Genomic DNA, 13,974 nt, shown 5'->3' on the forward strand with positions numbered 1-13,974 from the left:
GCGGGACCTGGGCGACCACTACGCGGCCATCGCCGGCGCCGCCGCGCGGCTGGCGGCCCGGCGGGCGCTGCCCGGGGACGTGGCGCCGCTGTGGCGATCGCTGGACGACATGGCCACGGCCTCGGCGCAGGCCGGCTCGGGGGCCGCGCTCCGGCGGCTGGACGGGCGCTTCCACGTGGAGGTCGCGGCGGCTTCGCAGTCGGCACGACTCACTCAGGAGGAGATCCGGTTACAGGCCGACATCGGGCCGTTGCTGTGGCTTCCGTACGACGAGCCGGGCGGGCACCATGAGGCCACGGCCCAGCATCGCGCCATCGCCGAGGCCATCCGCCGCGGTGACCCCGGCGAGGCCCGCGACCTGGCCGAACAGCATGTGCTCGACGCGATCGAACGGCTGATCGAGCTGCGGCTGCGGCTGGCGGACGCCTGACCGCAGGGCGGATCGGCGGCCGGCGGGTGGTGGCGGGCCCGACCCCAGGCACGGAGGTGCACGATGCCCCAGCCCCCGACCCCCGCCCCACCGGATCCCCGCGACGGCGTGGATGGGGAGGTGGGGCGGGCCGTGGCGTGCGTGCGCGCGGCCGTGGAGGGCGTCTTCGCGGCGCTCGACGACGTACGGGAGCGCACGGCGGTCCTGATCGCCGACCGGAGGCGCGCGGGACGGCCCCTGGGCAGGGCGGACCTGGCGACGCTGCGGCCCGCGTTGTTCCGCCGTCTCGGCGGGCTCGTCGCCGGCATCGGGTTCATCGCCGCCCCGGGCCTGCTGGCGGACGCGCCGTGGTGGCTGGAGTGGTGGCAGGACGACCCGTCCGGCCGGCCGGTGCAGCTCCTGCGCGACCTCGACCCGGCCAGCAGCGCCTTCTACGACTACACACACTGGGAGTGGTACACGGGACCGGCCGGAGGGGCCGAGCGGACGATCTGCGGGCCGTACGTCGACTACCTGTGCACCGACGAGTACAGCCTGACCCTGTCGGTGCCCGTGACGGCCGGGGGCGGGTTCGCCGGGGTGGCGGCGGCGGACGTGTTCGTGCGGCGGTTCGAGGGGGAGATCGTGCCGGTGCTGCGCGAGGTGCCGGTGCCCGCGTTCGTGATCAGTGCGGCCGGGCGGGTGGTGGCCTCCAACACGGCCAGGTGGATCGGCGGGTCGGTCTTCCGGGGCGAGGCGGGGTTCGAGACGCACCCGTGCGGCGGGCTGCCACTGTCGCTCGTCGCCGCAAGCACCGCAAACGGCTTACACGTTTACCGCAAGAATTTGAGGCATTACTGAAACTAGTTCACAGGGCCTTGTGGAGCGGTGTGCGGGGGGCCTAATGTCGCCTCACCCCCAGAACCAGCGCCAGAGAGCCAGCGCTGGAAGAACCAGCGAGAATCGAGCCCGCGATGCCTCGTACCCTCACCGCGGCGCTCCTCGCCGCCGCCCTGGCCTGCGGCCTCACCGGCCCGGCCCGGGCAGACTCCCCCGGGCCCGCCCCGGTCGTGACCCGGGCGGCCCTGGATCCGGCACTGGTCGCGGGCCGGGGCGCCGACGTGGCCTTCGCCGAGCAGGAGGCGGAGAACGCCACGACGAACGGCACGGTGATCGGGCCCGACCGCAGCGCGTACACGTTGCCCGCCGAGGCGTCCGGGCGCAGGGCGGTCCGGCTGGCGCCCGGGCAGCACGTGGAGTTCACGCTGCCGGCCCGGGCCAACGCGATCACCGTGCGCTACAGCATCCCCGACGCGCCCGGCGGGGGCGGCATCACGGCGCCGCTCGACGTCACGGTCAACGGCAGGGCCCGCACCACGATGACGCTGACGTCGCAGTACGCGTGGCTGTACAACCAGTACCCGTTCTCCAACGACCCCGGCGCCGGCCTGCTGCACCCCGACTGGTGGATCACCGAGTGCTCGTGCGTGCCGAGCGCCACCACGCCGCCGCCCGCGATCGCGAAGCCGTTCCGGCCCAACCACTTCTACGACGAGCAGCGCCTGCTGCTCGGGCGCACCTACCGCGCGGGCGACCGGGTACGCCTGACGGTCCCGGCCGGCAGCAGGGCCGAATGGACGGTCGTCGACCTGCTCGACTCCGAGCTCGTCGGCCCGCCGAAGGTCGAGCTCCTGGCGGCCAACGTGCTGGCGTTCGGCGCCGACCCCACCGGGCGGCGCGACTCGGCGAACGCGATCGACAGGGCCGTCGCGTTCGCCAAGCGCAAGGGGCTGAAGGTGTACCTCCCGCCGGGGACGTACCAGGTGAACCGGCACATCATCGTGGACGACGTGACCATCACCGGCGCCGGGAGCTGGTACACGATCGTCAAGGGCCGCGAGGTCGCTCTCCCGAGCCCGGCTCCCGACGGATCGGTGCACACGGGCGTCGGCTTCTACGGCAGGCCCGCCGCCGAGGGCGGCAGCCGCGACGTGCACCTGTCGGACTTCGCGATCGAGGGCGACGTGCGCGAGCGCATCGACACCGACCAGGTCAACGGCATCGGCGGCGCGATGAGCGACTCGACCATCGACGGCCTGCACATCCGCCACACCAAGGTCGGCATCTGGCTCGACGGCCCGATGACGAACGTGCGGATCACGAACAACGTCATCGTCGACCAGGTCGCCGACGCCCTCAACTTCCACACCGGTGTCACGAACTCGGTCGTGTCGAACAACTTCATCCGCAACACCGGCGACGACGCCCTGGCCATGTGGTCGGAGAAGAGCGCCAACACCGGCAACACGTTCGACCACAACACCGTGCAGACGCCCACGCTGGCCAACGGCATCGCCGTCTACGGCGGCGGGGACAACACGATCTCCGCCAACCTGATCGCCGACCCGATCAGGGAGGGCAGCGCGCTCCAGGTGGGCTCCCGCTTCGGCGCCGAGCCGTTCACCGGGCGGCTGGACATCACCGGCAACACGACGGTCAGGTCCGGCACCTACGAGCTGAACTGGAACATCGGCCTGGGCGCCATCTGGTTCTACGCGCTGGAGCGGGACATCTCCGCCGACATCAGGGTGACCGGCAACCACTTCCTGGACAACACCTACAACGCGATCATGCTGGTGAGCGAGTGGTCGGTGAAGGACCTCCACTCGATCGACAACGTGCACTTCAAGGACATCCGGGTGGACGGCACCGGCACCTCGGTGGTCAGCGCGCGGGTGAAGGGGTCGGCCACGTTCGAGAACGTCGACGCGCGCAACGTCGGCGCGGTCGGGGTCAACAACTGCGGGTCGTTCGGCTTCCCCGCCACCGGCTCGGAGTTCTCGCTGGCCGATCGCGGCGGCAACGACGGGGGCTGGCTGGCGCCGTGGCTGCTGCCGAACACCATCACCTGCGACGACCGCCCGCCGGTCGTGGCGCCCCCGCCCCCGTCACCCTGGTGAGGCGGGGAACAGCGAGCAGAAGTTCCGCACGAGCGGGTTCGGGTCGCCGGTGCGCCAGGTCACGTCCAGCGTGACGACCCTGGTCTCCGGCGACAGCGGCCGGAACACCACGTCACCGCGCCGCAACCGGGCCACCGACTCGGGCACGATCGACACGCCGATCCCCGCCGCGACCAGGCCCACGATGGTCTGCATCTGCACGGCCTCCTGGACGATCCGGGGCTCGAACCCGGCCGCCCTGGCCACGGCGGTGATCTGGTCGTACAGGCCGGGCCCGTACCGGCGGGGGAACATCACGAACGGCTCCCCCGCCAGCGCCGAGGCCGGCAGCGGCGTGCGGGCGGCCAGCGGATGGCCGCTGGGCAGGGCGGCGAGCAGCAGCTCGCGGGCCACCGTCCGGGTGGACAGCACTTCGGCGGCGGCCCCGGCCAGCGGCGCGTGCAGGAGGCCGACGTCGAGCAGGCCCTGCCGCAGCTCCTCGGCCTGCTGCGCGGTGGTCAGCTCGCGCAGCTCCACCTGTACGGCGGGGTAGCGGGCGCGGAAGCGCCGCAGCACCCTCGGCAGCGTCAGGTTGGTCGCCGACCCGACGAACCCGATGGCCAGCCGCCCCGCCTCGCCCCGGCCCGCCCGCCTGGCCGCCTCGGCGGCCAGCTCGGCGTGCGCCAGGCTCGTACGCGCCTCCGCGACGAACGCCTCCCCCGCCGGCGTGAGCCGCACGTGCCTGGTCGTCCGCTCGAACAGCTGCACGCCCAGCTCCTCCTCCAGCTTGCCGATCTGCTGGCTGAACGGCGGCTGCCGGACACCCTCGCGCAGCGCCGCGCGGCCGAAGTTGAGCTCCTCGGCGAGCGCCACGGCGTAGCGGAGCTGCTGCAGGTTCACGCCATCACCGCATGGTCACCGCATGGCCGCCAGGCCCCTGACCACGGTGGTGGCCAGCGTGCCGATCTCGGCGATGCCGATGGTCACCGTGTCGCCGTCCTGGAGCGTGAAGGGCAGGTCGGGGACCAGGCACGTGCCGGTGGCCAGGATCGCGCCGTCCGGGAAGGCGTCGGCCCGGAACAGGTAGCCGGCCAGGTCGTCCAGACGCCGGTTGAGCTGGGAGGTGCTGGCCTTGCCCGCCCACACGGTCTCCCCGGCCCTGGCGATGCTCAGCGAGATGTCCAGCGCGTACGGGTCGGCGACCTCCCACGCGGGCCTGATCGCCGGCCCCACCGCGCAGCCGCCCAGGTAGATCTTGGCCTGCGGCAGGTAGAGCGGGTTGACGCCCTCGATGGTGCGCGAGCTGACGTCGTTCACCACGGTGTAGCCGACGATCTCGCCGTGCGCGTTCAGCACCAGGCCGAGCTCGGGCTCCGGCACGTCGATCTCCGAGTCCTCGCGCACCGCGATGCGGCCGCCGTCACCGGAGACCTTCCACGCGACCGACTTGAAGAACAGCTCCGGCCGCTCGGCGTCGTAGACCAGCTCGTACACGTCGGCGGCCCGCTCGCTCTCCAGCACCCGGGCCTCGCGCGAGCGCCGGTAGGTGACGCCGGCCGCCCACACCTCCATGCGCCCGTCCACCGGGGCGAGCCGGCTCACGGACCGGGACGGGTGCCGCGGGCCGTCCGCCGCCGCGCATCGCTCGCGCAGCCCATCGGAGGACAGCCGGAGCAGCTCGCCCACGGTGGTGACCCCGGACAGCTCCACCACCTGCTCACCGTCGTCGACTCCCACTGCGTCGGCGCCGGTCAGGGGGCTGGTGAACCGTACGATCTGCATGCCTGCTCCTAAGCTCCGTCAGACGAGGGGCACAATGTCATCCGATGAATTGTCCCCTACGGGATCAACTTAGTAGTTTGCCGGGGTTGATCGGGAGGGTCCTGAGCCGATCAGATCACCTCGAAGTCCGCCATCATCGCCATGTCCTCGTGTTCCAGGTTGTGGCAGTGGAGCATGTACCGGCCACGGTAGCCGTCGAAGCGCAGGAGCACGTCCACGACCTCGTACGGGCGCACGTCCACCGTGTCCTTCCAGCCCGCGTCCGTCGCCGCGGGTGGCCGGCCGTTCCTGGCCAGCACCTGGAAGTGGGCCAGGTGCACGTGCACGGGGTGGTGGAAGTCGCTGGTCAGCCGCCAGACCTCGGCGGTGCCCAGGCGCGCGCGGGCCAGCGGGACGCCGGGGCGGTAGGGGTGGCCGTTGACCGTCCAGACGTCGTCCGTCCTGCGGAAGTCGAACGCGCGGGTCGTGACGGCGCGCGGCCGGTCCGGCGGGCGGGACAGCCGGGCCGGGACGGCGCTGTCGTCGGGGGCCCGGCGGGTGACGACGAAGCGCATGACGTTTCCCGCCGGGCCGCCGGCCAGGGTGTTGACCAGGGTGACCGCCGTGCCCACCGGGTACGCGGAGAAGTCCACGACGACGTCGTAGCGCTCGCCCGGGGAGATCGGGATCGTGTCGTGGACCACGGGCGCGGCCAGCAGGCCGGCGTCGCTGCCGATCTGGGTGAACCGGCCGCCGGGGGTGAGCCGGAGGCGGTACCTGCGGGCGTTGGAGGCGTTCAGCAGCCGCAGCCGGTAGCGGGTGGCGCTCACCTCGGCCACCGGCCAGGGCGCGCCGTTGACCAGGATCACGTCCCCCTCGACGCCCTCCATGTAGCCGCCGTCGAGCGCCTGCCAGTCACCGCCGTGCCCATCGCTGGGCCCACCGCCGTGCCCACCGCCGTGCCCACCTCCGTGCCCACCTCCGTGCTCACCGCTGGGCCCACCGCTGGGCCCGGTCGTCCCGCCGCCGTGGGCAGCCCCGTGCGCGGCCGTCCCGCCGCCGTGGGCGGCCGGGTCGCCGCCGTACGCCTGGGGGTAGCGGAAGGAGCCGTCCTCCTCGAACGCCCGGTCGCAGATCAGCAGCGGCAGCTCCCGCTCGCCCCCGGGCAGCGGCAGCGCGTCCTCCTCCGCGTCGCGGACCAGCGCGAACCCCGCCAGCCCCCGCCACACCTGCGGCGCGGTGAAGTCCATGCGGTGATCGTGGTACCAGAGCGTGGCGGCCCGCTGCTCCACCGGGTAGCGGTAGTCCTTCACCACCTGGTGCAGCACCTCCCCCGGGTGACCGCGGTGCGCGGCGTGGCCGGCCGGCACGACCAGGTCGGTCGGGTAGCCGTCGGAGGCGGGCGGGGTGACGCCGCCGTGCAGATGCGTGGAGGTGGGCACGGGCAGCTCGTTGCGCACGCTGACCGTGACGGGGACGCCGCGCCGCAGCTCGAACGTGGGGCCGGGGAAGGTGCCGCCGTAACCCCACACCTCCGTGCGCAGGCCGGGCAGGATCTCCGCCGCGGCCACCCGCTGCGTCACCTCGTAGTGCCCGGGACGTACCGGCCGGGCGGCCTCGGGGATCGGCAGCGGGACCGTGAAGGGCTCGGGCAGGGGAGCCCGGCTCACCAGAAGCTGCCCCGCCTTCTCGTGCGGCCCACCGCAACCGGCGACCGCGGCGACCCCCGCCGCGCCCAGCACCCCGAGAAACGCCCGCCGGGAAACGCCCGCGCTCATGCCGCGCCCGCGGCGGCGGGGGTGCGGAAGGCGCGCCAGGCCCAGGCGGTGAAGGCGGCGGACAGGCCGAAGACGGCCATGCCGAGCGGGAAGTGCGGCGCGACGAGCCGGGACTGCCCCAGCACCACCTGCACCGTCTCCGCCGCCACGATGCCCAGGCTGGCCAGCGCCGGCCACAGCGGCCCCCGGCCCGGCCGCCACAGCAGCACGGCGGCCACGAGCTGCAGGTAGAGCAGGCTGTGGGTGACGCCGGCGTTGTCCCGGTGCCAGGTCAGCAGGTCCACGTCGCCGGTGACGAACAGCCCGGCGAGCACGGCCTGCGCCAGCACCCCGGTCAGGTGCGCGGTGGCCAGGACCCGCAACGACCAGACGATCCAGCCGGGCGGCGGTGCGGTGTTCAAGGAGGTCATGCCCGACATGCTCCAAGGAGGAGCCCCTGGTCACATCCCACGCGGGAGGGCCTCCCCGCGTACTCCCGGGGTCGTACGCAGGACGTCCTGAGCCGGGAACGTACGACCGGGGGATGACGCCCGGCCTGAACGCCGTCGCCTACCTTGTTCTGCATGAACACCCGGAGGATGGACGCGCTCGTCGCGCTGGGCGCCCTGACGGCGATCGTGCCGGGCACGTACGCGAACCTGTCGTGGACCGGACCCTTCGAGCGGCCGCTCGACCCGCTGGGCCTGACGCTGATCACGGTCGCGGCCCTGTCGCTCGCCTTCCGGCGCACCGCCCCGCTGGCCGCGGGCATCGTCGCGGCCGCCTGCGGGGTCGTCTACTACGCGGCCCACTACCCGGGCGTGTTCGCCGCCGCGCCCGCGCTGGCCTCGATCTACACCCTCGCCGTGCTCGGCCGCCGCAGGGCGGCGGTCTGGCTGGCGGTGGCGCTGGCCGGGGCGGTGTACGGGCTGATGGCGCTGTCGCCCGCGGATCCCGCCGCCGGAAACTCGATGACGCTGCTGAGCGGCTGGCTGGTGGCAATGGTGGTGGCCGGCGAGGTGATCAGGGCCCGCCGGGCGTACCTGCGGGCGGTGGAGCAGCGGGCGGAGGAGGCCGAGCGCACCCGGGAGGAGGCCGCGCTGCGCCGGGCGGGCGAGGAGCGGCTGTGGATCGCGCAGGAGCTGCACGACTCGCTCACCCACAGCATCTCGGTCGTCAACGTGCAGGCCGCGCTGGCCATGGAGCTGCTGGAGCGGCATCCGGAACGGGTCAGGGAGGCGCTGGCGGCGATCAAGGAGTCGGGGCACGAGGCGATGCGCGAGCTACGCTCCACGCTGGGCGTGCTGCGGCACCCGGAGGAGGTCGAGACCGGGCTGTCGGAGCTGCCCCGGCTGGTCTCCAGGGCCGAGGGGGCGGGGCTGCGGGTGGCGCACACGGTCTCCGGCGACCCGTACGCGCTGCCGCCGGCCGTGGACCGGGCGGCCTACCGGATCGCGCAGGAGGCCCTGACCAACGTGCTGCGGCACGCGGGCGCGGCGGCCGTCACGGTGGCCGTCGAGTACGATCCCTCGATGGTCGTGCTGCGGGTGGAGAACGACGGCGAGCCGGGCCCCGTCTCCGGCCCCGGGATGAGCCCCGGGATGGGGCTGATCGGGATGCGCGAGCGCGCGGTCGCCATCGGCGGCTCGCTCACCGCGGGCCCCGGCGAGGGCGGCGGCTTCGCGGTCCGCGCCGAGCTCCCCGTCCGGGTCGCCGCATGATCAGGGTACTGCTGGCCGACGACCAGCCGCTGATCCGGGCCGGCTTCAAGGCCCTGCTGGAGCTCACCGACGACATCACGGTGGTCGGCGAGGCGGGCGACGGCGCGCAGGCCGTCGAGCTGGCCCGGCGGCTGCTGCCGGACGTGGCGCTGCTCGACGTGCGCATGCCGCTGATGGACGGCATCCAGGCCACCCGCAGGATCGGCGCCTCCCGCGACCTGGACGCCGTACGCGTGGTGATCCTCACCAACTACGCCCTCGACGAGTACGTCTTCGCCGCCCTCAGGGCCGGCGCCAGCGGCTTCCTGCTCAAGGACATCGAGCCGGGCGACCTGCTGCAGTCGGTGCGGGTGGCCGCCCGCGGCGACGCGCTGCTGTCCCCCTCGGTGACGCGCCGCCTCATCGAGGAGTACGTCAGCACCCCGCCCCGCCCCGTCGCCTCCCCCGGGCTGGACCTGCTGACCGCCCGCGAGCAGGAGATCGTCGCCCTGGTCGCCAAGGGCATGTCGAACGACGAGATCGCCGCGCACCTGGTGATCAGCGGCGCCACCGCCAAGACCCACGTGAGCAGATCGATGATCAAGCTCGGGGCGCGCGACAGAGCCCAGCTGGTGGTCTTCGCGTACGAATCGGGCCTGGTCGTGCCCGGGACGAGCGCCTAGAAGGCCACCAGGAACTCGTACGCGTTCAGCAGCCAGACCAGCAGCCACAGGGCCATGGCCGGGAGCCGGAACAGCCCTCGGCCGGTTCCGTCAGCAGGCACCCGCAATCACAACGCCTTCCTTCGACGCCGGTGTCATCCTCCCAGTCTGCGCCCCGCACTCCGTACCCGCGAAGCGCCCGACCGGTGTCATCCATTGACCGGTTCGCCCAGTGCGCTGCCGGCCAGCCACTCCTCCCATGACTTCGCCCACGGCGTCGGCCCGTTGCCGAACTCCAGCTTCCTGGAGGTGCCGGTGACCTCGATGATGTCGCCGCGCTGGGTGAACTCGTAGAACCAGCGGGCGTTGGCGGGGCTGGCGTTCACGCAGCCGTGGCTGACGTTGGAGCTGCCCTGCGCGCCGGTGGACCAGGGGGCGGCGTGGAAGAATGTGCCGCTGTAGGTCATGCGGACGTTCCACTTCGTCCGGATGCGGTATTCGCCGGGCTCGCCGATCGTGGCCGAGTCCATGACGATGTCCGCGGCCTTCTCCTGGGCGATCATGACGCCGGAGTAGCTGTCGTCGCCCGGCTTGCCCAGGCTGACCGGGATGGTCTTGACGACCTCGCCGTCCTTCCGGACGACCGCCCGGTGGGTCTCGGCGCTGACCTTGGTGATGTGCTCGGGCCCGACGGTGAAGGTCAGGCTGCGGTCCTTGGTCCCCCACAGGCCGGGCCCGGCCCGCAGGCCGGCCAGGTGCGCCACGACCGTCACCTTCTGGCCGACCGGCCAGTACTCACGCGGCCTGAACTGGACCTCCCGGTCGCTCACCCAGCTCCACGCGCCCTCGACCGGCTGCGACATCCGCACCACCAGCGACCGCTCGACCGCGGCCCGGTCCTTCCTGGCCGTCACCGGCTGCGAGAGCAGCAGTTGCACGGGCATCCCCACGCCGACCTTCTCGCCGTCCAGGGGCGACATGCCGCTGTCCAGCACCCGTTTCGGCTTGAGCGTGGTGAACGTGGACTCCCCCGTCACCTGCTTGCCGTCCGTGCCGGTGGCCTGCGCGCTGACCGTGTACGCGGTCGAGGGCCGCAGCGGCCACTGGGGCCGCCACATCCCGTCCGCGCCCACGGAGCCCTTCACCGTACGGCCCTTGGCGTCGGCCACGGTCATCTTCGTGACCTGCCCGCCGGTGGCCTTGACGCTGATCCCGGTGTCCGGGGCCACCTTCTTCGTCCCGTCGGCGGGCGTGATCGACAGCCTGGCCACCGGGCCCTGGGCCTGCGGGGACGTGCCCGGCTCCCCGACGCCGCCGCCCGAGGAGGTGCAGCCGGCGGTCACGAGCAGCGCCGCCGTGAGGGTGCTCACGAGTATCTTGCTGGTCCGGCCGTTCCGCATCGCCGATGCCTCCCGCGCCTGACTTGTAGGCAATCATTCACATTAGACCGTTTTCAGAGATTCGGCGGGACTCCTGCCCGCATCGGCCTCGCCCATGCGCATGCGGGGTACCGAAGGACGGCGCTCACGCGGGCGTGAGCCCCCGTCGGCGCCCAGGCTGACGAAGGACCTGGCCGAGACCTGCGCGGCCGGGCCGCCGGAGGCCGACATCTGGGCGCCGGCCAGTGCCTGCGCCGCCGTCCTGCCGGCGGCCAGCAAGCGGTGGAAGGCGATCATGACGGGCGCCGTCTCGATGTCGGGAATGGAGATCACCGGGACGATGATCTGGCGGGTCCCCTGGGCGAGCAGGGTGGCGCACAACCCGAGGATCTCGTCGCCGGCCAGCACGGCGGACCGGCCGACGTCACAGGCCGCGAGGACCACCAGCTCGGGGGCGCGGGGCAGGGTCTCCAGGTCGTAGGCCGTCAGCGGGCCGTCCGACAGCAGGATCGAGGAGAACAGCGGGTTGGTGGAATGGACGCGCCCGTGGGCCGCCAGGTGCGCGAGCGCGGCACCGTCCAGCGCCGCCATGACGTCCCGCACGCCGGCGCCGGGTCCCAGCATCGGCGGGACGCCGTGGAGGGCGGCCACGCCCTTTGCCTCCTCGTACGCCCCCGGCAGGTCGGTGCCGCCCCGGTCGGGGCCGGCGACCACGACGACGCCCCCGCGACCGGCCGGCCGGTCGCGCAGCCGCTGCTCGGCCTCCTCGAAGAGCCGGAGCGCGGGCAGCGCGTGCCCCCGCACCGCCTTGATCCAGCCGTGGTTCTGCAGCACGAACGCCAGCCTGAACCCCAGGTCGTGCTCGACGCAGATGCGGCCGGCCTCGGCCAGGTCCGCCTCGGCCCGGGCGAACTGCGGCGTTCCGCCTGGTCTGCCGGCCCGCGGACGCCGCGGAGGTGCCGACCGTCTGGATCCCGCGCCAGCCGCCGTCCGGATCGCGCGCCGGGCGCGCGCGACACCCGCCGCCGCGCGGGTCAATGATCTTGATCCGGCGCTCGGCCGACCACAATCATGGCCCGGTGGACTACTACCTGATCTCCGCGACAGCGGGCGACCGATCGCCCGCAGGCCTCCTGGTGGAGGAGTTCGTCCTGTGCGACGACTACACGGCGGCCGGCATCGACGGCGCCGAGTGGAGACCGGACACCGGAGCCTGGTCCGCCTCGGCCGAGCTGAGCCGGGCCATCCGCGCCGACACCGCGTTGCGCGGGCGGGTGACGCCGGTGAGCAGGCAGGAGGCGTGCGCCGCCTTCGCCCGCCTCGGAGGCGGCGAGCTGCCGGAGGAGGCCGGGCTGCGCACCCTGTTCCAGGAGCGCCGCCACCTGCCCACGACGGCCCCGCTCAACCTGGGCAACGGCTCCGGTGCGCGCCGCTACCGCATCCTGTTCGCCGGGGAGCTCGGCGCCGACGGGCTGGCGAACGCGCGTACGGCCCTGCGGCTGGAGCCCACCGGCGACCCGCGCGTGGTCGGCAAGGCCTCGGCCAGCTCCGGCGGCCACGGCTTCACCTGGGAGCTGCGCCGGATCGGCGCGGGCATCGCCTGGTGCGTGGACGTGACCGCGCGGCTGGGCGCGGGCCCGGTCACCACGCTCGGCGCCCTGCTGCACCATCACCGGCAGGCGGTCCGCGAGCAGGGCCTCATCCCCGTCACCGTGGAGCGCTTCGCCTAGGAAAGCAGCGACATAACCCCGGGAACTGTCACATTTCGCCGCCCTAATCGGTCGTACTCATGACGATGCAACCGAGCCGGGTGCGGGGTGACGATGAAAGTCGGCTCATTGGCCAGGGCGCTGGACGATCGCGTCGGCGGCGCCCGATTCCTGAACAGGGCGATGCGCAAGGCGTTCGCCAACCACTGGACGTTCCTGTTGGGGGAGATCGCCCTCTACGCGTTCGTGGTCGTCCTGATCACGGGCGTCTTCCTCACGTTCTTCTTCAAACCGAGCATGCAGGAGGTCGTCTACAACGGCGCGTACGTGCCGCTGCGCGGCGTCACGATGAGCGAGGCGTACGCGTCCTCCCTCGAGATCAGCTTCGAGGTGCGCGGCGGCCTGCTGATCCGGCAGATGCACCACTGGGGCACCCTGATCTTCCTCGGCGGGATCGTGGTGCACCTGCTGCGCAACTTCTTCACCGCCGCCTTCCGCAAGCCGCGCGAGCTGAACTGGCTGATCGGCGTGGCCCTGTTCGGGCTGGTGATGCTCAACGGGCTGTTCGGCTACTCGCTGCCCGACGACCTGCTGTCCGGGGCTGGGCTGCGCATCCTGCACGGCGTGCTGATCTCGATACCGCTGGTGGGGACGTACGTGGCGATGTTCCTGTTCGGCGGGGAGTTCCCCGGCGGCGACATCATCCCCCGGCTCTACAGCCTCCACGTGCTGCTGATCCCCGGCCTGCTGCTCCTGCTGATCCCGCTGCACGCGGTGGTGCTGACGTGGCACCAGACGCACACGCAGTTCCGGGAGAAGGGGGTCGGCAACCGCCAGGTGAGCGGGATCCCCTTCTACCCCGCGTTCCTGGCGAAGACGACGGCGTTCCTGCTGTGGGTGACCGGGGTGGTCGCGCTGCTGGCCACGGTGTTCCAGATCAACCCCATCTGGCTGTACGGGCCGTACGTGCCCAGCACGGTCAGCGCCGGTTCCCAGCCCGACTGGTACATGGGGTTCCTGGAGGGCGCGCTGCGGCTCATGCCGCCGTGGGAGTTCACCGTGTTCGACTACACCGTGACCATGAGCGTGCTGATCCCCGCGCTGGCGGCGCCGGGGCTGCTGTTCACCGGCCTGGCGCTCTACCCGTTCGTGGAGCGGTGGGTCACCCGTGACAACACCGTGCACAACCTGCTGGACCGGCCGCGCAACGCGCCGAAGCGGACGGGGCTCGGGGTCGCGGGCGTCGTGTACTACGGGGTGCTGTGGGCGGCCGGGGGCAACGACGTGATCGCCTCCACCTTCGACATCTCGCTGAACGCGACGACGTGGATCTTCCGCGTGGCGTTCGTCGTGGGGCCGGTGCTGGCGTACGAGGTCACCCGGCGGATCTGCCTGGGGCTGCAGGAGCGTGATCGGCACACGGTCGAGCACGGCGTGGAGACCGGCGTGATCGTCCGCGGGCCCGAAGGCGGGTTCACCGAGGTCGAACGGCCGGTGACCGAGGAGGAGCAGGTCGTGCTCGTGCCGCCCGCCTCCCCTGCCCCGCCCGCGCTGACGCCGGCGGCCAACGGGGACGTCCCGCCCCCGGCCGGCCGCCGGATCCGCGACGCGCTCCAGCGCTCCTGGAGCCGCGACTGATCGCCGTCCCCGCGGTCCCG

At 72.8% G+C, this 13,974-nt stretch carries 13 protein-coding genes; 7 read left to right on the forward strand and 6 right to left on the reverse strand.

Annotated features, from left to right (window positions below; all coding sequences use genetic code 11):
• The 3 genes from AB0J69_RS51040 to AB0J69_RS51050 form a co-directional block, all read left to right on the forward strand.
• The coding region (locus tag AB0J69_RS51040) for an FCD domain-containing protein (protein ID WP_364133817.1) at positions 1 to 430 on the forward strand (430 nt) is incomplete at its 5' end.
• 63 nt (positions 431 to 493) lie between these two features.
• Positions 494 to 1,270, forward strand: coding sequence for a hypothetical protein (locus AB0J69_RS51045; RefSeq protein WP_364133819.1), 777 nt, complete (start codon positions 494 to 496; stop codon positions 1,268 to 1,270).
• Between the two features lie 113 nt (positions 1,271 to 1,383).
• Positions 1,384 to 3,369: a glycosyl hydrolase family 28-related protein gene (locus AB0J69_RS51050; RefSeq protein ID WP_364133822.1), complete on the forward strand. Its 1,986-nt coding sequence runs from the start codon at positions 1,384 to 1,386 to the stop codon at positions 3,367 to 3,369.
• On the opposite strand, the gene AB0J69_RS51055 is transcribed toward AB0J69_RS51050, so the two are convergent.
• The 4 genes from AB0J69_RS51055 to AB0J69_RS51070 form a co-directional block, all read right to left on the reverse strand.
• A complete protein-coding gene (locus tag AB0J69_RS51055) occupies positions 3,358 to 4,248 on the reverse strand; it encodes a LysR family transcriptional regulator (protein WP_364133825.1) in 891 nt (296 codons plus the stop codon). The genes AB0J69_RS51050 and AB0J69_RS51055 overlap by 12 nt on opposite strands.
• Positions 4,249 to 4,263: 15 nt before the next feature.
• The gene (locus AB0J69_RS51060) at positions 4,264 to 5,130 is read right to left on the reverse strand and encodes a fumarylacetoacetate hydrolase family protein (protein WP_364133828.1); all 867 of its coding nucleotides are present in this window, start codon (positions 5,128 to 5,130) and stop codon (positions 4,264 to 4,266) included.
• Positions 5,131 to 5,240: 110 nt separating this feature from the next.
• The gene (locus tag AB0J69_RS51065) at positions 5,241 to 6,887 is read right to left on the reverse strand and encodes a multicopper oxidase domain-containing protein (protein WP_364133830.1); all 1,647 of its coding nucleotides are present in this window, start codon (positions 6,885 to 6,887) and stop codon (positions 5,241 to 5,243) included.
• On the reverse strand, positions 6,884 to 7,297 hold the full coding sequence (locus AB0J69_RS51070; protein WP_364133832.1) for a hypothetical protein: 414 nt from the start codon (positions 7,295 to 7,297) through the stop codon (positions 6,884 to 6,886). Before AB0J69_RS51070 ends, AB0J69_RS51065 begins: the two co-directional genes overlap by 4 nt.
• Before the next feature lie 153 nt (positions 7,298 to 7,450).
• On the opposite strand from AB0J69_RS51070, the gene AB0J69_RS51075 reads away from it, so the two are divergent.
• Both AB0J69_RS51075 and AB0J69_RS51080 read left to right on the forward strand, forming a co-directional pair.
• A complete protein-coding gene (locus tag AB0J69_RS51075) occupies positions 7,451 to 8,587 on the forward strand; it encodes a histidine kinase (RefSeq protein WP_364133835.1) in 1,137 nt (378 codons plus the stop codon).
• On the forward strand, positions 8,584 to 9,249 hold the full coding sequence (locus AB0J69_RS51080) for a response regulator transcription factor (RefSeq protein WP_364133838.1): 666 nt from the start codon (positions 8,584 to 8,586) through the stop codon (positions 9,247 to 9,249). The genes AB0J69_RS51075 and AB0J69_RS51080 overlap by 4 nt, the downstream gene beginning before the upstream one ends.
• Before the next feature lie 188 nt (positions 9,250 to 9,437).
• Here the strand turns inward: AB0J69_RS51080 and AB0J69_RS51085 are convergent, their stop codons facing one another.
• Positions 9,438 to 10,598, reverse strand: coding sequence for an Ig-like domain-containing protein (locus AB0J69_RS51085; protein ID WP_364133840.1), 1,161 nt, complete (start codon positions 10,596 to 10,598; stop codon positions 9,438 to 9,440).
• 72 nt (positions 10,599 to 10,670) lie between these two features.
• Positions 10,671 to 11,441: a CHAT domain-containing protein gene (locus tag AB0J69_RS51090; protein WP_364133843.1), complete on the reverse strand. Its 771-nt coding sequence runs from the start codon at positions 11,439 to 11,441 to the stop codon at positions 10,671 to 10,673.
• A 245-nt stretch (positions 11,442 to 11,686) separates the two neighbouring features.
• Between AB0J69_RS51090 and AB0J69_RS51095 the strand changes: the two genes are divergently transcribed.
• Together AB0J69_RS51095 and AB0J69_RS51100 are read left to right on the forward strand one after the other, a co-directional pair.
• Positions 11,687 to 12,337, forward strand: a complete 651-nt coding sequence (locus AB0J69_RS51095) for a hypothetical protein (RefSeq protein WP_364133846.1) — start codon at positions 11,687 to 11,689, stop codon at positions 12,335 to 12,337.
• Between the two features lie 93 nt (positions 12,338 to 12,430).
• A complete protein-coding gene (locus tag AB0J69_RS51100) occupies positions 12,431 to 13,954 on the forward strand; it encodes a cytochrome b N-terminal domain-containing protein (RefSeq protein ID WP_364133917.1) in 1,524 nt (507 codons plus the stop codon).
• Positions 13,955 to 13,974 lie beyond the last annotated feature (20 nt).

The sequence above is a fragment of the Nonomuraea sp. NPDC049709 genome, assembly GCF_040674815.1.
Classification (GTDB): domain Bacteria; phylum Actinomycetota; class Actinomycetes; order Streptosporangiales; family Streptosporangiaceae; genus Nonomuraea.